The organism is Paraburkholderia sprentiae WSM5005, from assembly GCF_001865575.2.
Taxonomy (GTDB): domain Bacteria; phylum Pseudomonadota; class Gammaproteobacteria; order Burkholderiales; family Burkholderiaceae; genus Paraburkholderia; species Paraburkholderia sprentiae.
Genome location: NZ_CP017562.2, coordinates 1561153 through 1583222, shown reverse-complemented (window position 1 = coordinate 1583222; position 22070 = coordinate 1561153). Strand labels below are relative to the sequence as shown.

Annotated in this window: 17 protein-coding genes; 8 read left to right on the top strand and 9 right to left on the bottom strand. The window is 64.5% G+C overall.

Features of this window, described 5'->3' with window-relative positions; all coding sequences use genetic code 11:
- Nucleotides 1-124: 124 nt before the first annotated feature.
- The 3 genes from BJG93_RS23970 to BJG93_RS23960 form a co-directional block, all read right to left on the bottom strand.
- Nucleotides 125-2374: a two-partner secretion domain-containing protein gene (locus tag BJG93_RS23970; RefSeq protein WP_027193838.1), complete on the bottom strand. Its 2250-nt coding sequence runs from the start codon at nt 2372-2374 to the stop codon at nt 125-127.
- Between the two features lie 454 nt (nt 2375-2828).
- Nucleotides 2829-3182, bottom strand: coding sequence for a TetR/AcrR family transcriptional regulator C-terminal domain-containing protein (locus BJG93_RS23965; RefSeq protein ID WP_231337509.1), 354 nt, complete (start codon nt 3180-3182; stop codon nt 2829-2831).
- A gap of 96 nt (nt 3183-3278) precedes the next feature.
- The gene (locus tag BJG93_RS23960; protein ID WP_027193837.1) at nt 3279-4106 is read right to left on the bottom strand and encodes an SDR family oxidoreductase; all 828 of its coding nucleotides are present in this window, start codon (nt 4104-4106) and stop codon (nt 3279-3281) included.
- A 100-nt stretch (nt 4107-4206) separates the two neighbouring features.
- Between BJG93_RS23960 and BJG93_RS23955 the strand changes: the two genes are divergently transcribed.
- Complete coding sequence (locus BJG93_RS23955) at nt 4207-5121, top strand: LysR family transcriptional regulator (RefSeq protein ID WP_027193836.1); 915 nt, start codon at nt 4207-4209, stop codon at nt 5119-5121.
- Nucleotides 5122-5207: 86 nt separating this feature from the next.
- On the opposite strand, the gene BJG93_RS23950 is transcribed toward BJG93_RS23955, so the two are convergent.
- Complete coding sequence (locus BJG93_RS23950; protein WP_027193835.1) at nt 5208-7802, bottom strand: adenosylcobalamin-dependent ribonucleoside-diphosphate reductase; 2595 nt, start codon at nt 7800-7802, stop codon at nt 5208-5210.
- 234 nt (nt 7803-8036) lie between these two features.
- On the bottom strand, nt 8037-8324 hold the full coding sequence (locus BJG93_RS23945) for a DUF3331 domain-containing protein (RefSeq protein WP_027193834.1): 288 nt from the start codon (nt 8322-8324) through the stop codon (nt 8037-8039).
- A gap of 341 nt (nt 8325-8665) precedes the next feature.
- Here BJG93_RS23945 and BJG93_RS23940 point away from each other — a divergent pair, with 341 nt between their 5' ends.
- Entirely contained in the window at nt 8666-9760 is a 1095-nt protein-coding gene (locus BJG93_RS23940) for an AI-2E family transporter (RefSeq protein WP_027193833.1), read from the top strand.
- A 61-nt stretch (nt 9761-9821) separates the two neighbouring features.
- Here the strand turns inward: BJG93_RS23940 and BJG93_RS23935 are convergent, their stop codons facing one another.
- Entirely contained in the window at nt 9822-10694 is an 873-nt protein-coding gene (locus BJG93_RS23935) for an alpha/beta hydrolase (protein ID WP_027193832.1), read from the bottom strand.
- 109 nt (nt 10695-10803) lie between these two features.
- Entirely contained in the window at nt 10804-11913 is a 1110-nt protein-coding gene (locus tag BJG93_RS23930; RefSeq protein WP_027193831.1) for an OpgC domain-containing protein, read from the bottom strand.
- Between the two features lie 522 nt (nt 11914-12435).
- On the opposite strand from BJG93_RS23930, the gene BJG93_RS23925 reads away from it, so the two are divergent.
- Both BJG93_RS23925 and BJG93_RS23920 read left to right on the top strand, forming a co-directional pair.
- Nucleotides 12436-13614, top strand: coding sequence for a porin (locus tag BJG93_RS23925; RefSeq protein WP_027193830.1), 1179 nt, complete (start codon nt 12436-12438; stop codon nt 13612-13614).
- A gap of 422 nt (nt 13615-14036) precedes the next feature.
- Nucleotides 14037-14984 carry a peptidoglycan DD-metalloendopeptidase family protein gene (locus BJG93_RS23920; RefSeq protein ID WP_027193829.1) on the top strand — a complete coding sequence of 316 codons (948 nt, stop codon included), beginning with the start codon at nt 14037-14039 and terminating at the stop codon, nt 14982-14984.
- Between the two features lie 250 nt (nt 14985-15234).
- On the opposite strand, the gene BJG93_RS23915 is transcribed toward BJG93_RS23920, so the two are convergent.
- Nucleotides 15235-15633 carry a hypothetical protein gene (locus BJG93_RS23915; protein WP_027193828.1) on the bottom strand — a complete coding sequence of 133 codons (399 nt, stop codon included), beginning with the start codon at nt 15631-15633 and terminating at the stop codon, nt 15235-15237.
- 359 nt (nt 15634-15992) lie between these two features.
- On the opposite strand from BJG93_RS23915, the gene BJG93_RS23910 reads away from it, so the two are divergent.
- The 3 genes from BJG93_RS23910 to BJG93_RS23900 are packed head-to-tail and all read left to right on the top strand — an operon-like array spanning nt 15993 to nt 19991.
- Entirely contained in the window at nt 15993-16448 is a 456-nt protein-coding gene (locus BJG93_RS23910; protein ID WP_027193827.1) for a (2Fe-2S)-binding protein, read from the top strand.
- A 1-nt stretch (nt 16449) separates the two neighbouring features.
- Nucleotides 16450-18702: a xanthine dehydrogenase family protein molybdopterin-binding subunit gene (locus tag BJG93_RS23905; protein WP_071336598.1), complete on the top strand. Its 2253-nt coding sequence runs from the start codon at nt 16450-16452 to the stop codon at nt 18700-18702.
- Nucleotides 18703-18719: 17 nt separating this feature from the next.
- Nucleotides 18720-19991 (top strand): c-type cytochrome, encoded by a 1272-nt coding sequence (locus BJG93_RS23900; protein WP_027193826.1) that lies wholly within the window; start codon nt 18720-18722, stop codon nt 19989-19991.
- Between the two features lie 229 nt (nt 19992-20220).
- On the opposite strand, the gene BJG93_RS23895 is transcribed toward BJG93_RS23900, so the two are convergent.
- Nucleotides 20221-20835, bottom strand: coding sequence for a TetR/AcrR family transcriptional regulator (locus BJG93_RS23895; protein WP_027193825.1), 615 nt, complete (start codon nt 20833-20835; stop codon nt 20221-20223).
- Nucleotides 20836-20966: 131 nt separating this feature from the next.
- On the opposite strand from BJG93_RS23895, the gene BJG93_RS23890 reads away from it, so the two are divergent.
- Nucleotides 20967-22049: an alkene reductase gene (locus tag BJG93_RS23890; RefSeq protein ID WP_027193824.1), complete on the top strand. Its 1083-nt coding sequence runs from the start codon at nt 20967-20969 to the stop codon at nt 22047-22049.
- Nucleotides 22050-22070 lie beyond the last annotated feature (21 nt).

Genomic DNA, 22070 nt, shown 5'->3' with positions numbered 1-22070 from the left:
GTTTTTTGCGCCAGTATGTGCGCACTACACGCTCGCCGTCGCTCGCAACGGGTGGAAGCTCCCGAAGCGGCCCCGCGGGTTGCCGGCTGGGTAGAACCACCGACGCTCCGACGATGACCATCGCCTAGTGTTCGATCTGCCAGCGCAGCACCGGATGCGTTGTGCCGGCAGGCAGTGCCCAAGCCCCGCCGGTACCGAAGTCCCATCCAGCGAAGCTCGCGGGATTACTCATCTGCGCGGTCGTTAGCCCGTTTGAAGGCGGCAGATTACCGCCGCTAGTCGTCAATCCGGTTGTATCGACGTTCCAGTACACATCGCTGCCGAGTCCCGAGCAGTAGTAGCAGACCGCGCCGTCCAGTGCCACATTGAACGCGGAGACCTTGCCCGTCGCGAACGACTGCGTGACTGTGCCGGTGTTGCTGTGCACGAGGCCAGCGGATGAGCCGCGCGACTCGTTGCTCGACACGTCGCCGGTCGCGTATGACTGGGTAATCGTTCCCGTGTTGCTATAGACCAGCCCCCCGCCACACGAGTCGGCTGTGACGTTCGCACTGCTGCCCGAACGCGCGATCGTGCCGTAGTTGCTACCGACCAGGCCGCCGATCGTCGCGCCGGAATCGTTGCTCGGCGGCCGGATCGCGCCCGAGGTGAAGGTGTTCACAATCAAGCCGTGGTTGGTGCCGGCCAGAATGCCGACGGACCTGAACGAGGGCGCATAAATATGTGAGTTCGCGTTAACGTTCACGTCTCTGACAACGCCGTTCGCGGCAATATCGCTGAACACCGCATTGGCGTCGGGTGAGATGTTCGACACCGTGTGCCACATTCCGTTGAACTGCCCGGAAAACGACGCATTAGTGGCGAAACCGAGCGTCCTGAACGCATAGTCGCTCGCATCAATATCCTTGCCAAGTGCGTAGTTGCCGCCCATTTCCTCGACTATGTTCTGCAAATCCTGCACCGAATTGACGAGCTTGTAACCGGTGATCTGCGTGACGAGACCGCTGTAGGCGGGCGGCCTCCACGCGCTATTGCTGAGCACGGTGCCCGGCGTATAGCTGCCGCTGATGTCGTAGAGCGCACTCACGATGCCGGTACTCGAAGACCAGTCAATGGTGCCGCTATTGGTGACGCTGCCGCCGTTATTAATGCTTCCTGCATCTGCGCGAAGTGTGAGCGCGCCGCCACCCTGGTTGCTGAGCGTCACGCCCGACGCGACTGAAACGCCATGTGCCGCGTTCAATGTGAGTGATGAGTCGCCCGTCCATTGGATGCTGTGCTCGACGCCGATATCGCCGCTTTGGCCCGATGCACCTGTCGTCGTCATGCCGATCGACGTGCTCGCATTCAGACTGCGCGCAAAGGTGCGCGCCGCGCCGTTATCGAACGTGTATGCGGGCAGCGTAATGTTCCATTGACCGGTCGTGACCTTCGTGAGATCGCCCCAGAAAGTGAGAAGCCCCGTACTGGTATCGACCGTGCCGCCAGTGCCGTCAGCGTTCTGCGCGCCCACGTTACCCGCAAGAATCACCTGTCCCGCGGTGCCAGCAACCAGCCACACATGCCCGCCCCGGGTTGCGGTGCCCGTCGCCCGTACCACGTCGTCGCAACCGGCGAGCGCATAGATGTTGCCATCCACGGCTTGCAGGCTCACCTGTGCGGCTTCGATCACACCTGTGTTGACGATTGCGCCACCGCTCGCCGTCTGCACGAACATCTGCTGCGAGCTGGACGAATCCTGCAGTAACACCTTGTTGCCGACAGCGACCTCAGCCGTGCCTTGCGGCGCTCTGATGCTGCCATAGTTGTCTACTTCCTTAGCGGCGATGAGCAGCACGTCGCCATTCGTAGAGCCAATGCGGCCAAGATTGACGACACGCTGCTCCGACTGGCCGGAGAACGTCAGTGCGCCCCCGTTCATGAACGACGCGTTGTCAGTGTCGAGCGTAGAGGCAACAAAGCGACCGCCAGTGCTAACGACACCTTGTTGACCGACTACCACGCCTTGCGGATTGATCAGATAGACACTCCCGGTTGCGTTGAGCTTGCCGAGAATCGCGGATGGCGATCCGCCTGTCACGCGATTTAGCGTCGCGCCAGAACCGTTGTTAAACACGACGGTATTGTTTCGGCCGATAGAGAAGCTGTTCCAGTTGATCACACCGCGGGTTGAACCCGGTTGTGTCACGGTCAGCGTATTGCCGGCACCGGCAATGGAGCCATTTCCGCTTACATAGGCTCCACCTTGCGGCAACGTGCCTGCTGCAAAAACCGGTGCCGCGCACGACAGACCAAGCAGCGACACGACGATGGAGACGGCGGGCAGCTTGCGCGCACCGCGCGGCGGGCGCATGGAAAACATATTGAGTGACATACTTTCGCCCTCTTATGCACGCGGAATGACATGGCACTCGACCCCGGCGCCGTTTCAGAGCGTGGCCAGAGCAGCATAGGCGCAATTTGTATTCTTAACTAACACGAACTGTCGGCGTTTTGCGCCTTGATCTACCGTTAATGCGACGATGCAAGGCCCGCGAAGGGCACGGTCAAAATGCGACGCGTCGAAGGAAGCTTGATTTCAACATCGCAGCATACAGATCGCGACCGATTGGCAACTGCCGACATTTTGAGGATGGACCGGTGCGGCTTTCATCTCGGAACATGGATTACGGATAGGTTTGTGCAAGCCACGAGGACGTCAAATCCAGAAGTTGCAAATCTCGGGCCGGCCATAGATTCAATATACCCAGCCGGCCGAATGCAGGGTTAGAGGTCAGCAGGCGAAAGCGCTATTCGTTCCAATGGCTCGAGATCTTATGCGGCGCTCCTTAGCGAAGTGCAGCCGTCACCGCCTCGTCAATCTGCAGCGCAAAGCGCGCTTCAACATCGGGCACCGTGTAGCCAATTGACAGTTCCAGATACGCGTCCCCTAGCACCAACTGGACGAATGTCGCTGCGCGCAATGCAGCAGTCGATTCGTCAAATCGCTTTCGCAGAATTTTTGCGGCGAAGGCTCGTACGACCTTTGCACCATTTTCGTAAAACACCTGGCCGGGTTCCGGAAGACGCTCGGCCTCAGCAACGATGGCCCGATAAAGCCGCAGATAATCCGGTGCGATAATCCTCGCGACGCCTTGCTGGCTCAGCGGTGCGCGGACCCCGTCGCCACCGGCACGCAGCACACGGTCTTGTATGGGAATCAGCGAGCGTCTGCTGCCGGGCCGACTACGGACGGCCCGGATGAACACTGTCATCGGCAGGGAGTGGCTCGCAATCGGCTATCCACGCTCCATCACCGACAACGCGATCTCCTTCTGCGCTTCGAGACTACCGAGTTGCTTTGTCAGCGACGCACGTATCGATTCGTACGCGGACTTGCCCAGCGCAAGCCGTAGCGGAGGCGCCGGACTGTCGATCGCGGCGATCATTGCGTCGACCGTTTTCGCCGCATCCGCAAAATCGAAATAGCCGCCGTCGAGTGCGCGCCGGATTTCACCGACGGGCGTGTCGTCGTACACGCGCATCGGCGCCGCGCGATCGAGACCAGCGCCGAAGTTGGTGCGCGTAGGACCGGGTTCCATGATCACGAAGTCGATGCCGAACGGTGCGACTTCTTGCGCGGCAGCTTCGACGAAACCCTCGATTCCCCATTTCGTCGCGTGGTAAATGCTAAAAGCCGGATAGCCGATGCGGCCGCCTTCCGACGACACCTGCACGATGCGTCCGCCACCCTGTTTCCGCAGACGCGGAATGACCGCGCGTATCAACTGGATCGACCCGGTCAGATTGGTCTCGATCTGCCGTGCAATTTGGGTGTCGTCGAGCTCTTCGGCCGCGCCGAACAGCCCGTAGCCCGCGTTGCTGACGACGACGTCGACGCGCGCGAACGCAGCAAATGCCTGCGCGACAGCGGCTCTGATTGCATCGACGTTGGTCAGTTCGCAAGTGACGACCTCTAGTTGGCCGCTGTATTGCTTGCGCAGGTCGTCTAATGCGCCGGGCCTGCGCAGCGTCGCGACAACGCCGTCGCCGCGTGCCAGCAGCTTCTCCGTCAGCCCACGCCCGAGGCCGCTCGATGCGCCCGTGATCAGCCAGTTCTTCGTCATGCTCATACTCCGTTGGAAAGATCAGGTGTTCATGCTAGAACAATGGAATTCGTCGGAGAAGTCACGCCAATCGGCATGACGTGTTGAAGGATATTCACCAATGGGCAAACAGACTCTCAACGATCTGCGGGCTTTCATGGTCGTCGCCGCGCGGCGCAGCTTCGTGCAGGCCGCAGGCGAACTGGGTGTGTCGCGTTCGGCGCTGAGCCATGCGATGCGCGGACTCGAGAACGATCTGGATGTGCGCTTGCTGCACCGGACCACTCGCAGCGTGTCCTTGACGGAAGCGGGCGAGCGGCTGCTTGCACGTCTGCGTCCGGTGTTGAGCGATCTCGATCACGCGCTCGACGATGTCGCACGGGAAGACGAGGCGCTTCGCGGCACGCTGCGGATCAATGGAAGCGACGGGGCGATCCGTCAACTGCTCCAGACTGCCGTGCCGCGCTTTCTGGCGATGTATCCGCAGATGGAGCTGGATCTCGTTGCGGACGGACGTTTCGTCGATATCGTCGCGGAAGGCTTCGATGCAGGCGTAAGGCTCGGTGAAGCGGTACCCAGGGACATGATCGCGGTACGGGTCAGCGAGGATTTACGCTTCGTTGCAGTGGCGTCGCCACGTTATCTGCGCAAGCATGGCCGGCCTGCCGTGCCGGACGAATTGCAGGCCCATCGCTGCATCCGGCAACGTCTGCCCAGTGGCAAACGATATCGATGGGAGTTCGCGCGTCACGGTCAGAGCTTCACGATAGATCCGCCCGGCGCGCTCACGATGGACAGCAATACGTTGATGATCGAAGCGGCACTGGAAGGACTTGGCATTGCATACGTACCCGAGCCGTATGCGCGCGACGCGATGGCACGCAAGCGGCTCGTTGCGGTGCTGAGTGATTGGTGCCCGCTCATTCCCGGACTGTTTCTCTATTTTCCCGGAAGCCGACATATTCCTGCCGGATTGCGGGCATTCATCGAGCTGGTGCGGCAACTGCCCGGCAGCGAGTCCACCCCGTCGACGTAGGATTTTTTCATACGGACCGACCGTACCGGCCTGCGCGGAATGGCCGATCTCTTCCAACGCGGAATCGTCGCCGAGTTCGCATTTCGCTACCCGCACGCCCCCACCTCCCCACACGCGGTACAAAAATCGCACCCGTCCTTGCGAATCACGGCATTCGCGCCACACGAACCGCATTTGCGCCCGAGCATCGTATGCAGACCTTGCGTGCCGTTCGGCTGCAGCAATGCGTCCGAGCTATCCTCCGGATTCGGACGGATGCCGAAATCGGCGGACAGCGCGGTCTCGGTCTTCGTTTGCCCGCGCGGCAAACGCGCGAGCATCCGCGACGACACCTGATTGCCCTCGGCGTCGAGAAAGCCGCGTCGGTACAGGATCTGCTGGATCGCGAATGCGAGCGCGGCGACTTCGGAATCGTGCCAGCGCGGCGCGCGATGACCGTCGAGACGCTGCACGTCGCCAAGCCGCACCTGGCCGCGATCCCACGACACCTTGCGCATATCCTGAAGATTGCGCGCGACAAAGCCGCCGCGCGCGGCAAGCGACAGCGAACGCATCGTCGCGGTGATCCACTGCTGCGACTCGTCGCGCTGACCGGTCGGAATGAAGAACTCGATCGGCCGCTCGATCGTCACTTCGTCGCCGCCGAGCCGCCCCGTCACCTCGATGAACGACACCGCGACGTACAGCGACTTCTTGCCCGCCTGAGTCAGATATTCGACCTTCTCGATGATCGCCGGCAATTCGCCTTTGGGCCGATGATCGATCGCGATGCGCAGTGGGTCCTGGTCCATCTCGGCGAGCGTGTCGTCGGCCTGCGCCGGCGTCACGCTCAGCACCGCGCCGAGCGTGTCGTTCGGGCGATAGGTGGCAAGGCCCTTCAGCCCGCTTTTCCATGCATCGAAGTAGAGGCTTTCGAACGCGTCGAACGGATAGTCAGCGGGCACGTTGACGGTCTTCGAGATCGACGTATCGACGTACGGTTGCACGGCCGCCATCATGTCGAGATGGTCGCGCGCCGACATCTGCAGCGCGCTGACGAAATAGTCCGGCAGCCGGCTCACGTCGCCGCCAAGCTCGCGATAAAGCCGGTACGCATAGTCCTCGACGTCGAACGATTCGCGGCCACCGTCGGCCATCACCTTCATACGCGTATAGGTCCACGAGAACGCCGGCTCGATGCCGTTCGACGCGTTGTCCGCGAACGCGAGGCTCACGGTGCCGGTCGGCGCGATGGACAGCAGATGGCTGTTGCGGATGCCGTCGCGGCGGATTGCCTGCTGGATGTCCTCGGGCAGGCGCGAGGCGAAGGTGCCGGGTTCCAGATAGCGCGCGGCGTCAAACAGCGCAAACGCGCCGCGCTCCTTCGCGAGCTCGACTGACGCGCGGTACGCCTCGTCGCGTATCAGCCGCGCGATGCGCGCCGCGAAATCGCGGCCTTCCTGTGAGTCGTAGCGCAGGCCGAGCATCACGAGCGTATCGCCCAGGCCGGTGAAACCGACGCCGATACGCCGCTTTGCGCGCGATTCGTCGTATTGCTGCGGCAGCGGCCACAGCGTGACGTCGAGCACGTCGTCAAGAAAGCGCACCTGCGTGCGCGTGCGTCGCGCAAGTTCGTCCCAGTCGAACGACGGCTGGCGGCCCTGCAGTTGCGCGAACGGATCGACGACGAAGCGCGTCAGGTTGAGCGGTCCCAGGTTGCAGCAGCCGTACGCGGGCAGCGGCTGCTCGCCGCACGGGTTGGTCGCGCGGATCGTTTCGACGGCCCGCAGGTTGTTGTCCTCGTTCATCCGTGACATGAACACGATGCCTGGCTCGGCGACGTCGTACGTCGAGCGCATGATGCGGTCCCAGATCGCGCTCGCCGGGTGCTCGCTGTAGACCCACAGGCCGTCCTCGCGCTGCCGCACATCGCCTGCGGCGCGCAGCGCCGGCGACGGCTCGGCGCGATGGACCAGTTGCCACGGCTCGTCGTTCTCGACCGCGCGCATGAATTCGTCAGTAACGCCGACCGACACGTTGAAGTTGTTCCAGCGCCCCTTCGAATGCTTGGCTTCGATGAAGTCCAGCAGGTCGGGGTGGTCGCAGTCGAGTACCGCCATCTGCGCGCCGCGCCGCGAGCCCGCGCTTTCGACGGTGCGGCACGACGCGTCGAACACGTCCATGTAGCTGCACGGACCGGAGGCGGCCGAACTGGTCGTATGAACCCGCGCGCCCTTCGGCCGTATCGCGGAGAAGTTGTAGCCGACGCCGCCGCCGCGGCGCATGGTTTCGGCCGCCTGCAGCAGGGCCACGTAGATGCCCGGCAAGCCCTGGTCGTCGACGCCCTGGATCGAATCGCCGACCGGCTGCACGAAGCAGTTGATCAGCGTCGCGGCGATGCCGCTGCCCGCCGCGCTCATGATGCGGCCTGCGCCGAGTGCGCCGTGGCGCAGGTTGTCGACGAACTGCGCTTCGACCGACGCGCGCAATTCGGGCGGCTCGGCGTCGGCGACGCCGCGCGCGACGCGGCGGTATACATCGTCGGCCGATTGCTCGTCGCCTTTCGCGTATTTTTCGAGCAACACGTCGAGCGCGAACTGCTGCGGCGGGATCAGCGAAGCGGGAGGAGCGGAGGAAGCGGACGAAGCGGAAGGCGTGGAAGCGGCGTTGGCCGCGCGGGTTAGCGGCGTGTCTTCTGCCATGATCGGCCCTCAAACGGCGTCGCGGGCGCGGCGCGGTGGTGGAAGGCGCGCCGCCAGCGCCGGATAGTGAGCCGGCGCTCGGGCGGGCGCAACGAATCCACCTTAACGCACAGGGCGCGGGCCGGCAACCGGAAGCGGGACCCGCGGCGCGGTTCGTCGTGCGCCGGCGCGGCGGCCGGACACGTGGACTTTTGGGAGACCGGCCTTGAGCGCGGCGTTAAAACCCGCGGCGCGTCAGGCCGCTTCGAGCAGCGGTTCGAGGATGTCCGCGCAGATCATCGCGGAAGCATTCGACGGCGCCGGGCGCTCGGCCGGTTTGAATACCGCGTCACCGCGCCGGATCTTGCGGCGCGACACCGCGCAGGTGCCGGACGAGTGGGCCGAGCGGCGGCGCCAGCGCTGCTCGCCATAATGGCAGCGCCCCGGCTCGACCCAGCGGATCACCAGCGTCGTGTCGGAGCTCTCGAGAATTTCGATGCGTACGCCATTGCTACCGTCGAGGGGGATGGACTCTAGGGTCATCATCGGCTCCGTATTGTGGAGTGCCGAATTTAGTCCCGCGCGCGCCGAAGAGCCATTGTGTCACCGTTGAAACACTGTTCCGCGAATGGCAATAATCAGACTTGACATTCGCAGCGGGCCGCAACGACAGGCGTTGCAAGGCTTTTTTATGTGATTTTTTAATAAGGCGGCTTTTTGCAACGCTGTGTTGCCTACGGCGCGACGAGGACAGCGGCCGCAAAAGGACGGCAACGCTTCCTTTAAGATGTGATGGTGGGCCGGCGAACTGAGCCGTCAGTGTATCGGGTTTGAATTTTTGAGGTCGGCACACGCGCACACCGTTTAAAAACATAAGAGTTCACATGATTCCTCGCCCTCCGGTAGTCCCGCCCAACTCTCCCGAATCGTCGTCCGTCGCCGCCGAGCACCTGAAAAGGCAGAAGGCGGCATCGGTCGTGCTCTATATCGGGCTCGTGCTGCTCGCATTGTGGGTAGTGCGCGACTTCATCGTGGTGGTGGCATGGGCCGGGGTCGCCGCGATTGCGCTGTGGCCGCTGCTGCACAAGGTGGCGGGCAGCCGCTGGTTCAAGGGGCGCACGACCTTGCTCGCGACGGTTTTCACGCTAGTGATCGCCGTGCTGGTGCTGCTGCCGGTCGGGCTCGGCATCGCGCAGGCGCTGCGCGAGGCGCACGAACTGAACGACTGGTTCCGCGGCGTGCAGGAGAACGGCATTGCGCTGCCCGACTTCATCAACCGTCTGCCGTTCGGCGCGCAGCAGATCACGACCTGGTGGCAGGCCAATCTCGCGCAGCCGCTGCGCGACTCGGCCGCGATGAAGGGCCTGCACAGCAACACGGTGATGACGCTCGGCCGACATTTCGGCGCGCGCGCTGCGCATGCGGCGATGGTTTTCGCGTTCATGCTGATCACGCTGTTCGTGATTTTTCAGGCGGGACCGCGGTTATCCGGCTCGCTGCTGAAGGCCGCGCGACGCGGTTTCGGCGAGAGCGGCGCGGACCTCGTCGCGCATATGGGGACCGCGGTGCGCGGCACGGTGTCGGGGTTGATCGTGGTCGGCGTCGGCGAGGGCCTGCTGCTCGGCGTCGCCTATTTTGTGACCGGCATGCCGCACGCGGCGCTGCTCGGCTTCGTCACCGCGATCGCCGCGATGCTGCCGTTCTGCGCGCCGATCGTGTTCGGGCTCGCGGCCTTGTGGCTGCTCGTGCAAGGCTCGATGGCCGCGGCGGGCGGGCTGCTGCTATTCGGCGCGATCGTCGTGTTCGTCGCCGAGCACTTCGTGCGGCCGGTGCTGATCGGCAGTTCGACACGTCTGCCGTTCCTGCTCGTGCTGTTCGGCATTCTCGGCGGTGCGGAGACGTTCGGGCTGCTCGGGATTTTCATCGGCCCCGCGTTGATGACGGTGCTGATGGTGCTGTGGACCGATCTCGTAGAGTAGCGCGGGCGTCGATGGGCGCCGGACAGGGCGGTCTTGCGCGCGCCGTGCCGTGCCGCCCGGCTCAAGGCCGTTGATTCGACGGATGCTCCTGCGCCGGCGGCTTCATGCAGCCCAGCGTGTATTTGAGCGCGGCAGGCAGCAGCGCGCTCCACACGTCCCACGCGTGGCCGCCGCCGATGATCCGCAGCGCGGCCGGGTTGCCCGCGAGCCGCAGATGCGTGTACAGCAGCGACGCGTCGGCCTGGATGTCGAGGTCGTCGTCGCCGGATGCGATGAACATCGGCAGGCGGTATGGCTGGCTCATGTACCGGTCCCACTGCGCCGGATAATTGAGTTCGTGCCATACGCGCGGATCGAAATGGCGCTCGCCGAACACGCCGACCCGCCGCGCCGCCGACGCGCGCGGCGGCTCGTTCGCATAGATCGCGGGACTGAGCAGCAGCGCGCCGCAAAACATCTCCGGGTGAGTCAGCGCGTAGCGCAGCGCGCCGAAACCGCCCATCGACACACCGCCGATCATCCGGCCCCCTCGCTGCGTCGCGACCGCGTAGTGCGTTTCGATCTCGGGCAGCAGATCGTCGAAGAACGCGCTCTCCATCTTTTCCTTGCGGTCGACGTACCAGTCCGTGCCGCCTTGCGGCATCACGATGACGACGGGCGCAATCTCCTTGCGCTCGATCAGCGTGTCCGCGGCGCTCTGCAGATGACCTTGCGTGAGCCAGTCGTTGGCGTCGCCGTTATTGCCGTGCAGCAGGTAAAGCACCGGCAGGCGTGGACCGTCCGCGCGATAGCCGCCCGGCAGATAGATCGTGTAATTCCAGTCGCGGCCGAGCGCATCGGAGTGAAAGCTGCGGCTCGCGACCGTGCTCGCGAACGCGGGCGCGCCGACAGCGAAGCCAAGCAGCGCGAGGGCGAAATAGAGGAATCGACGCATGTCAGTGTGGAAGGCCGGCAGTCGCGGGATGCGCGCGCGGCCGTCATGCTATCAGCATTGGCGCCGGATTTGAGGCGGAAACAGGGGCAGACTTCACGGCGGTTTTCGTTTAGCCCGAGGTCCCGAGCCGCCCGGCCACGAACCGCCCGATCAACCGCTTCAGCGGCTCGACGCCCAGCGCGACGGCGAACAGCGCGCCGACCGCGGCCGCATCGGCGAGCAGCCCGAGCGGATAGTTCAGGTAACCATCGGTCGCCGCGTAGAGCACCGAGTCGATCACCAGTGAAATCACCGCGCCGGCAATGAAGCACAGCAAGCCCTGACGCCCGATCAAGCCGACCCATGTCAGCCGGCGCGCGACTTTGTTGGCCCAGCCGAGCGCGATCAGATTCGCGACAAGCCACGCGATCGCGACGAAGTTGCCCGCGCGCAGGTAGGACAGGTTTTGCTTGAGGCTCGCGGGTAGCGGCGCGTGCAGCACAACGAGCTTGTAGTACGCGGCGCCCACGACCACCGCGAACGCCAGCACGCTCACAAGCCAGCCGAAGCGGTGCGCGCTGATCCGCTGATACACAGGCTGGCAGCGCGCGAGCACGCCGAGCACGAACATCAGCTGCCACGCGAACGGGTTGAAGTCCCAGTGCATGTCGGGCGCGCCGGGCAGGTACTTGCTGATCGCCGGCGCGCCGGCCCACAGCGCGATGCTGCCGGCAAGCAGCAGCCACGGCTTGCTGCGCGCGTGCGGCAGAATCGTGGGCACCAGCAGCGCGAAGAACGCGTACATCGGCAGCACCGACGCGAGATACGGCTGACGGCGCAGCAGTACGATATCGCGCAGCGCGGCAAGCGGCGTGTCGATCAGATCGTCGAGATCGGTCGTGGCGAGATTCGGCCCGTCGATGCTGAATGCGGTGAGCACCGCGCTGACGAGCAGCATCAGCCCGGCGGTGACGAGAAACGCGCGATAGATTTCGAACGAGCGGCGCAGAAAGCGGCTGCGCGCGATCGTCTCGTTGCGTCGCTCGGCGAGCGTCGCATAGGCCGTGGCGGTCGCGAAGCCGCCGAGGAACACGAACACTTCGGCGGCATCGCACAGCGCGTACGCATGCAGCGTCACGCGCGACAGAATGCTGCCGCCGATGTGATCCACGACGATGATCAGCAGAACCAGTCCGCGAAAAAAGTCGAGTTCAATCAGACGGGAGGAGGACTTGGTCATGGTTTGCATGAAAAGCAGCCCCGTGCGACGGCGCGCTGATTCAGCGCGGCGGGCGTCTCACAGGGCTTTTTAATATGGGATCGGATACTGCGGCGGGAGGCGTCAAATGCTGGCTTCGCCTGTGGTCCGCTTCGGCGCTTTCGGCCAACTTCGCGAGGCGGTCGCCAGCGGGCCGTAAGGATGACCTTCGCTGCGGCGTCGAGTTCCGTTGCATCGCAGCAAAGGCGCAAGATTATATTTCTTTTTGCGGCAATGACGCAGCGAGATCGGCAGCAGCCGCTGCCGTTTACCTGAAGCGACGCCACGAAAAAAGAGGCAGCAACGCGCAGTGGAGAATTAGCAACGTTCTTGACGATCGGCGCATCCTCTCATGGACGGACAGACGATGTCGTGTGAGGATTTCTGGAAAGAGCAGCCATTGGAGCCGTCTTCAGAACGGCTGCGAAAGTGACGAAAAAAGAACGTAGCGAACAAAGCGACCGGATCGAGTTGGCCTATCACTCGAGGTGCAGGGAGATCATCATGAACAAGCACGTGTTCGCGCTGGCTGTCTCCGTTGCTGCATCTGCCGTTTTTGCCGCGCCTGCCGCCGCGCAGACTAGCGTCACGCTGTATGGCGTGATCGACGAAGGCGTCAACTACACGAACAACGTAGGCCACGGCCACGTTTATGAACTTGCGAGCGGTCTTGCGCAGGGAAGCCGCTGGGGCCTGAAGGGTGCGGAAGATCTCGGCGGCGGGCTGAAGGCGATTTTCCAGCTCGAGGGCGGTTTCGATCTCAATTCCGGGCGGCTGGGGCAGGGCGGCCGCCTGTTCGGCCGGCAGGCTTTCGTCGGACTCAGCTCGCAGCCGTACGGCACGCTGACGTTCGGCAGACAATATGATTCGGTCGTCGATTATCTGGCGCAGACCACGGCCAACGGCAGCTGGGGCGGCGAGCTGTTCTCGCATCCCTACGACAACGACAACACCGACAACACGTTCCGCCTCGACAACACGGTCAAGTACACGAGTCCGTCGATCTCGGGCTTCCAGTTCGGCGGCGCGTACAGCTTCAGTAACGACACGAGCTTTGCCAACAATCGCGCCTACAGCTTCGGCGGCCAATACACCTACGGCGGCCTGCTGGTCGCGGCGGCCTATCTGCAGGCCAATCATCCGGGCAACGGCCCGAACGGCGCGATCACCACGAACGACGCCGGCTTCGTCGCGACGCGCCTGCGCGTGTTCGGCGGCGGCATTACCTATACGTTAGGACCGGCGACGGCAGGCTTCGTCTATAGCAACTCGAACTATCTCGAGCCGACCGCAAACGGCTACCTCGGTATCGCGCCGCTGGTGCCGCTCGTACCTGTCACGCCGTCGGGCGTCCTGCTGAACTCGCTCAAGTATCAGAACTTCGAGATCAACGGCAAGTATCAGATTTCGCCGGTGCTGTTCGTTGGCGCGCAGTACGTGTACACGATGGAAACCTACGACGCATCGAACGGCGGCGTGAAGCCGCGCATCCATACGTTCGGGCTGATGGCGGACTACAACCTGTCCAAGCGCACCGACCTCTATCTGCAGGGCGCCTATCAACAGGTCACCGGCGATTCCACGCTGTCGATCCTCGATTACGCATTCATCCCCGGCACGCAGTCGCCGTCGTCGACGTCGAGGCAGGTCGTCGTGCGCGCGGCGATCCGGCACAAGTTCTAGTTCGCTGCTCATCGACGCGATTCGGCCAGCCTTCAGATTCGAGGGCTGGCTTTTTTGCGCCCCTCCGCCGCGACGCGTGGCCGTTCAAGTTTCGCCCGCGTCTGCCGATAAGTCGAATGTCAACGAATCTCAACGCGTCGCGGGCGCGCGGCGAAGTGCGCGCGTTGGCGTCCCAAAGCACGGCCGTCGTCACGCGGAAATACGGCTCGTAACGTCTGTATCAGAGTGTGTGAAGCGGAGCGTTTTCATCGAACGACACCTTAGAATTCCGCGACCTATTCGATCGGCGGGCAGGCGCGGGATGAGCGCCGTACGAGGCGGCTTCGCCGTGTCGTCCGCAGGGCCGCGCGGCCGAAGATCGCGCGCCTTCAGCGGCATCGCGGCGTCCGGCTTGGGCATCTATACAGCAGGAGTCGAACAACATGAGAAAGCGTTTCGATAGAACGCTATTGGCCGGTCTCGCCGGGGCTTGGGTCGCGCTGGCGGTCAGCGGTTGTGCGAACGTCGGCCAGCCGAATGCGACGGACACCGTGGCAACCGGCGCCGCCACGGTGTCCGGCGTGCCGGCGGCGAAGCCGGCCGGAACAGCGCCTGGCGATCAGGCGGCAGCCGCAGCGCTGTCGATCGATGCCCGCGATAGCGCGCCGCCGAAAAAATCGCCGCCGCTCGTGTATCGCGTCAGGCGCGGCGACACGCTTGCGCGGGTCGCGCAGCGTCATCACATCGGCGTCAAGCAGTTGCAGGCATGGAATGGGCTGAAGGCGTCGGCGCGGCTGAAGCCGGGGCAGGTGCTGCACGTGGCATCACCGGAGACGGTGCGCGCGCTGAAGATGGCCAATGCCGCGGCAAATGCGGCGGCCGCGGCGCAATCCGCGGCGCCGACTGTGTCGCAAGCGTCGGCACCAGCGCCCGCGCAAGCTTCGGCGCAGGCTGCCGCGCCGGCTCCGAATGCGACCGAAGCGCGCGAAGTCACGCAGGAAACCCGCCGGCATGCGAGCAGCGTGACGCTCGCGTGGCCCGCTGCCGGCAGCGTCGTCGAAGCATTCCAGCCAGGCGAAACGCGCGGCATCGAGATCGGCGGCAAAGCGGGCGATGCGGTGCGAGCCGCCGCCGACGGCAAGGTGATGTACGCGGGCACCGGACTGAACAGCTACGGCAGCCTGATCATCGTGCAGCACAACAAGGACTTTCTGACCGCGTATTCGCATAACCGCAAACTGCTGGTCAAGATGGGCGACGTCGTCCGCAAGGGACAGCAGATCGCGGAGATGGGTGACGAGAGCAACTCGCGTGTATCGGTCGGCTTCGAAGTGCGGCGCGATGGCAAGCCGGTCGATCCGCTGCCTTATCTGCCGCAGGGACGCGGCTGAGCTTCGGCGGTCCCGAAAAAGCTCACCTTGATTTTAGTCAGCAAAGCCAGGTAATTGGATCGACCGCGCAGTCTGGCGGTCGTCAAATCGTTGCGAAAGTACCGTCGTGCGAGCGCATTCCTGTCAATCCGCGAAACAGTACCCGCTCTCGACGATGCGGCCTCGACCCGCAGCCGTCTACGAACGGTGAGGAAATACAGGAGCCGCCACGCAACGCATACGCCGCCCCCGTGCTGCCGATGAACCGCCGTTACTTCGTTTGCACGCCGCGCAGCAATCGCGCAACCTCGCCGTGATGATGCAGGATCGCCGGATCGGCCTGCAATAGCGGCAGATAACGGGGCAAAAAGCCGTTGTTCGGTTGATCGGGCGAGAACAGGCCGACCACGGCCTCGGCGGTCGCGAGACGGTCGCCGGCATCGGCTTCCGCGTCGTCGAGCGTTTCGTCGACGCTCGCGATCACCGTCGATAGCGGCGTCAGCCAGCGAAACCCCGAACCGTTGATCAGCACCTGCAGGAAAGCCGCCGGCGTGACCGGGCCGAACTCTTTTTCATACGCGGCGCGTTCGTGATCGAGAATCGCCTTGTGCAGCGCGAGCAACGGTCGGCGAATATCCGTGAGGAATTGAGTGCATTGCGGGTCGTTCATCGGCGGCTCCTGCGGCTGGGGTGACTCGACGGAATCGTGCGTCGCCACCGCGCAGTGCGATGCAGCGGGTCGCGCGATCACGCTAACGGATTGATCCGTCGATGGTAACGCATCGGTCCCACCGACACATGCGAGCCAGCGCGCATAGCACGCCACGTTCGGCCTGGCACCCTGAAAGCGAACTTCTTTCGACACGACTACAATCGGCCGGTTTTCTGGCGACACCCGCTCGATCACAGGCCGCATTTCATCGCGTATTAGCGCGACGTGCCGAACAAAACCGGCACCTTTCGCGCTCTGGTGCGGCGTCGCAAGCTAAACCGTGTGATCACAACGACACCCCCCACCCGGAGCCGCTCATGACAACGTTCAATATCAACGGCGAAACGCATACCGTCGATGCCCCGCCCGACATGCCCCTGTTGTGGGTGCTGCGCGATCTCGTCGGGTTGACCGGCACCAAGTTCGGCTGCGGCATCGCGCAATGCGGCGCATGCACCGTGCATCTCGATGGCGTCGCGGTGCGCTCGTGCGTGTTCCCGGCTGCGGCGGTCGGCGAGCGCAAGATCGTCACGATCGAAGCGGTCAGCGCCACGCCCACGGGCCAGAAGGTGCAGCAGGCCTGGCGTGAACTCGACGTCGTGCAATGCGGTTACTGTCAGTCGGGGCAGGTGATGTCGGCGGCGTCGCTGCTCGCGCGCAATCCTAATCCGAGCGATGCCGACATCGATGCCGCGATGGCCGGCAACATCTGCCGCTGCGGAACCTACCATCGCGTGCGGGCGGCGATCAAGCACGCCGCGAAGGGGGCCTGACATGTCCCAAGGATTGCTCGATGCACAGAACGGCGCGCAGCCGTCGGACACCGACACGCGGCAGGTAAGCGGCATCTCGCGGCGCAGCTTCCTCAAATTCGGCGTGACAGTGGGCGCCGCGGCCGGCGGCGGTCTGCTGCTCGGCTTCAGCATGCCGGCCGCGAGCGAGGATCGGAAGGCGGGCAACAGCGTGATCGGCGGCGACGCGAACGAGGCGCCGCAGAGCGGCGTGTTCGCGCCGAACGCGTTCATCCAGATCGACACCGCCGGCAAGGTGACGCTCGTGATGCCGAAGGTCGAGATGGGGCAGGGCGTCTATACGTCGATTCCGATGCTGATCGCCGAGGAACTCGAAGTGCCGCTCGACGCAGTCACGCTCGATCATGCGCCACCGAACGAACAGCTGTTCAAGGACCCGCTGCTCGGCGGGCAGTTGACCGGTGGGTCGACGTCGATCCGCTTCGCGTGGGAGCCGATGCGTCGCGCGGGCGCGACAGCGCGCGTGCTGCTGATCAACGCCGCCGCGCAGCAGTGGCAGGTCGATCCGTCCAGTTGCCATGCGCAGGCCGCTCAGGTGATCCACGCGGCGAGCAATCGCAGCGCGACCTATGGTCAGCTCGCGCAGGCGGCCTCCGCGCTGCCCGCGCCGCGGAACGTGCCGTTGAAAGATCCGAAGGATTTCAAGCTGATCGGCACGCCGGTCAGGCGTCTGGATTCGCCGGAAAAAGTCGACGGCACCGCGCAGTTCGGTCTCGACGTGCGCTTGCCCGCCATGGTCTACGCGGCGATCGCGAACTGTCCCGTGTTCGGCGGCACGCTCGCGAGCGTCGACGATACGCATGCGAAGACGATCCCCGGCGTGCGCGAGGTCATCAAGCTCGACAACGCGGTCGCGGTGATCGGCGCTCATACGTGGGCCGCGAAACGCGGCCTGCAGGCGCTCGACATCAAGTGGAACGAAGGCGCGGGCGCGCAGCTATCGATGAAGCGCATCGTCGACGATCTCGCTGCGGCCTCGCAACACGGCGGCGCGGTGGCACGCAAGGACGGCGATGTCGGCCGCGCGTTCGGCGACGCGAAGTCGCGCGTCGACGCGGTCTACCAGCAGCCGTTTCTCGCGCACGCCACGATGGAGCCGGCCAACGCCACGGTCCACGTGCGCGGCGACGCGTGCGAAATCTGGCTCGGCTCGCAGGTGCCGACGCGCGTCGTCGATGCGGCGGTCGCGGTCACAGGCTTGCCTGCCGACAAGATCATCGTGCACAACCATCTGATCGGCGGCGGTTTCGGGCGGCGCCTCGAAACCGACATGGTCACGCAGGCCGTGAAGGTCGGCAAACACGTGTCGACGCCGGTCAAGGTGCTATGGACACGCGAAGAAGACATCCAGCATGACATGTACCGGCCGTATTACTACGACACGATCTCGGCCGGGCTCGACGCGAACGGCAAACCGATCGCGTGGCAGCACCGCATTGCCGGTTCGTCGATCATGGCGCGCTTCGCGCCGCCCGCGTTCAAGAATGGAGTCGATCCTGACGCCGTGGAAGTCGCCGCCGATCTGCCGTACGACCTGCCGAACCAGCTGGTCGACTACGTGCGCGTCGAGCCGCACGCGGTACCCACCGCGTTCTGGCGCGGCGTCGGGGCGACGCGCGGCACGTTCGTGGTCGAGAGTTTTATCGACGAACTCGCCGCGCACGCGAAGATCGATCCGGTGCAGTATCGGCGCGATCTGCTCGGCAAATCGCCGCGCGCGCTGAACGTGCTCAATGTGGCCGCGCAAGCCGGCAACTGGGGCAGCGCGCTGCCGCAGGGGCAAGGGCGCGGCGTCTCGGTGATGCACGCGTTCGGCAGCTTTTTGGCGATCGTCGTCGAGGTCGCGGTCGAGCAGGGCGAGGTGACGGTCAAGCGCGTCAACTGCGCGGTCGATTGCGGGATGTTCGTCAATCCGAACACGATCGAGGCGCAGGTGCAGGGCGGCATCATCTTCGGCATCACGGGCGCGCTGTATAGCGAGATCACGATCAAGGACGGCCGCGTCGAGCAGAACAACTTCACCGATTATCGGATTCTGCGCATCCACCAGACCCCGCCGGTCGACGTGCATATCGTGAAGAGTGGCGAGGCGCCCGGCGGTATCGGCGAGCCCGGCACCGCGGCGCTCATGCCCGCGCTGACCAACGCGATCTATGCGGCCACCGGCAAGCGGCTGCGGCAACTGCCGGTTGGCCGTCAACTGCACAGCGCCTGACGCAAAAGGAGCCCGACATGAAAAACATGCTGAAGGGTCTCGGCGCGGTGTTGTGCGTCGCATTGCCGATTCTCGCAAACGCTGCCGCCGATCAAACACTCGTGCAACGCGGCGCCTATCTCGCTCGACTCGGCGATTGCGCGGCCTGCCATACCGCGCCGAAAGGCAAACCGTTTGCCGGCGGCCTGCCGATGAACACGCCGATGGGCCGCATCTACGTGACCAACATCACGCCCGACGCGCAGACCGGCATCGGCGGCTACACGGAAGCGGACTTCGCGCGGGCACTGCGCGAGGGCGTCGCGAAAGACGGTCACAACCTGTATCCGGCGATGCCGTATCCGTCCTACGCGAAGGTCAGCGACGACGACGCGAAGGCGCTGTACGCGTTCTTCATGCACGGCGTCGCGCCGGTGCGGCAGGTGAATCGCGAGTCCGACATCAAATGGCCGCTGAGCATGCGCTGGCCGCTGAGATTCTGGAACATGGCGTTTCTCGAGAAGGGCGTGTATCGCGACAAGCCGGGCAAGGACGTCGCGTGGAATCGCGGCGCGTATCTGGTGCAAGGGCTCGGGCATTGCGGATCGTGCCATACGCCGCGCGGCGTCGCGTTCCAGGAAAGCGCGCTCGACGAAAGCGGCAGCGCGTTCCTGAGCGGCGCGGTGCTCGACGGCTGGTTCGCGTCGAACTTGACCGGCGAGCACAACACCGGGCTCGGCCGCTGGAGCGACGAGGATCTGCGCACGTTCCTGAAGACCGGCGCGAATCGCCATGCGTCGGCGTTCGGCGCCATGACGAGCGTAATCAACAACAGCACGCAAGCCATGAACGATCAGGACGTCGCGGCGATTTCGACGTATCTGAAGTCGCTGCCGCCGGCGGGCGGCAACGGCGCGCCGCCCTATACCTACGATCCGCAGGCGACGAAGGTGTCGCTCGAGCGCCCCGCGAACGATGCCGGCGCGCGCGTCTATACCGCGTATTGCATGCATTGCCACGGCGTCGACGGACGCGGTTTCGCGCCGATGCTCGCGCCGCTCGCCGGCAATCCGAACGTGCTCGCGAAGGACGCGTCGTCGTTGATCAACGTGACGCTGAACGGCACCGGCGATCTGGTGATCAACGGGCTGCCGTCGCCGTTCCCGATGCCGGGCTTCGCGGTGGTGCTCGACGATCGGCAGATCGCCGACGTGCTGAGCTTCGTGCGCGCGGGCTGGAACAACGGCGCACCGGCGCTCGGTGCGGCGGAGGTCGCGAAGTTACGGCAGTCGACGCAGACAGCGCGGTGATCGATCGGTCAGTGCAGTGAATGTAAAAGCGGCAACCCTGCATCGCACGGTTGCCGCTTTTTTGGGGGGAGCTTCGGGGGTTTGTGAGGAAGGGTACTTGTCGACCCGTCGCTGCCGGTCGAGCTACCGGCAGTGCAAAGACAAAGCGCGCGGCTAATTTACGGCGCGTACGTGCGACAACCGCATTGCCCACAGTCGGAACCGGCTACCTTGTTGTTGCACGGCGTGGCTAGGCGCCGCCACTGTCGACACGCGCTTGCACCGGCGATTTCGCGGACTGGCTCAGTGACGCAAGAATCTCGTCGCGACAAACCGCCAGGATTTCGTCCGCCAGCGGCGAGTCGTCCGGACATGCCCGCGACATGATAATGGCGCCCACCGTGTGCGCCAGTATGTCGAGGGCCCTGGCGCGCGCCTGGGCCGGATCCGCGCCGTCCGATGCAGTACCGTCGGGGCTCAGCGCAGCCAGCAGGCTTTCAATGCCCGCCGCAAACGTGGCCCGGACCGCTTCCGGCTGACGCGCGGCATCCCCGCCCAGTGCGGCCATCGTGCAACCGGTCGCGCGGGTGTCGCGGTGCTCGCGAGAAACGTAATACCGCACGAACTCGGGCGCCTCCACACCTGCGCTCAGCGCCACCGTCTGCGCGATGCCGCAGGCCGCCGATTCCGCCATCAGATCGGCCTTGGAGCGGAACTGCTTGTAGAAGCCGCCGTGCGTGAAGCCGGCTGCGGCCATCAGATCGGCAACGCCAACCCCATCGTAGCCGCGCTCCCGAAACAGCTTCGACGCCGTCTCGACGACGCGTTCCCGGTTGGCCTGCGCCTGTGCCTTGGTGATCTTCATTTCCTGACCACTGTGAGTGCATGTCTGCGAAGGCTTAATTATACATTGATGTCGGTCGTCATCAAAACCTTGACAGGTTAGATTATGATCGTCATTATTGGCGCCATTCCAACCCCAGAAGCTGACGCAACATGACCGAAAAGACGCTTTTCGAGCCCTACGTCCTTGGCCGCCTGACACTCGCCAATCGCGTTGTCATGGCACCGCTGACCCGCAATCGCGCAGGCGCGGGCCTGGTGCCCAGCGAACTGGCCGCGACCTACTACGCCCAGCGCGCCTCGGCCGGCCTGATCATCACGGAGGCCACTCAGGTGTCGCGCCAGGCTCAGGGCTATCAGGACACGCCGGGCCTGTACACGCTCGAGCAAATCGCCGGCTGGCGCAAGGTCACCGAGGCTGTGCATGCCAAGGGTGCGCGCATCTTTGCGCAGCTCTGGCACGTCGGCCGTGTTTCGCACGTCGATGTCCAGCCTGGCGGCGCAGCGCCGGTCGCGCCTTCGGCCATCCGTGCGGCGACGAAGACCTTCGTCAACAACGGCTTTGCCGACGTGTCGCCGCCACGCGCCCTCGAACTCGACGAATTGCCGGGCATCGTTGGCGACTTTCGTCGTGCCGCGGCCAATGCCATGGCCGCCGGTTTCGACGGCGTCGAGATCCACGGTGCCAACGGCTACCTGCTCGAGCAGTTCATCAAGGACGGTGCGAATCAGCGCACTGACGCCTACGGCGGCTCGGTCGAGAACCGTGCGCGCCTGTTACTGGAAGTCGTCGCCGCCGTGGCGGAAGAAATCGGCGCCGATCGCACCGGTGTGCGCATCTCGCCGGTGTCGCCCGCAAACGGCATCTCGAGCAGCGATCCTCAGCCGCAGTACGACTACATCGCCGGGCAACTCAGCGCGCTGGGCATCGTCTATCTGCACGTGGTCGAGGGTGCGACGGGCGGCCCGCGCGATGTCGCGCCGTTCGACTACGACGCGCTGCGCCGCCGGTTCAGGCAAACCTACCTGGCCAACAACGGCTACGACCTGGGACTCGCTGCCGCCGGGCTCAACGAGGGTAAGGCTGACCTGTTCGCCTTCGGCCGTGCCTTCATCGGCAACCCCGACCTGGTCGAACGCCTGAAGACCGGCGCAGCGCTGGCCCAGCCCGACTTCGCCACGCTCTATGGTGGCGGCGCTGCCGGCTACACCGACTACCCGACCATTGCCGCCTGACGCGCGCGCTGCTTGCGTCCG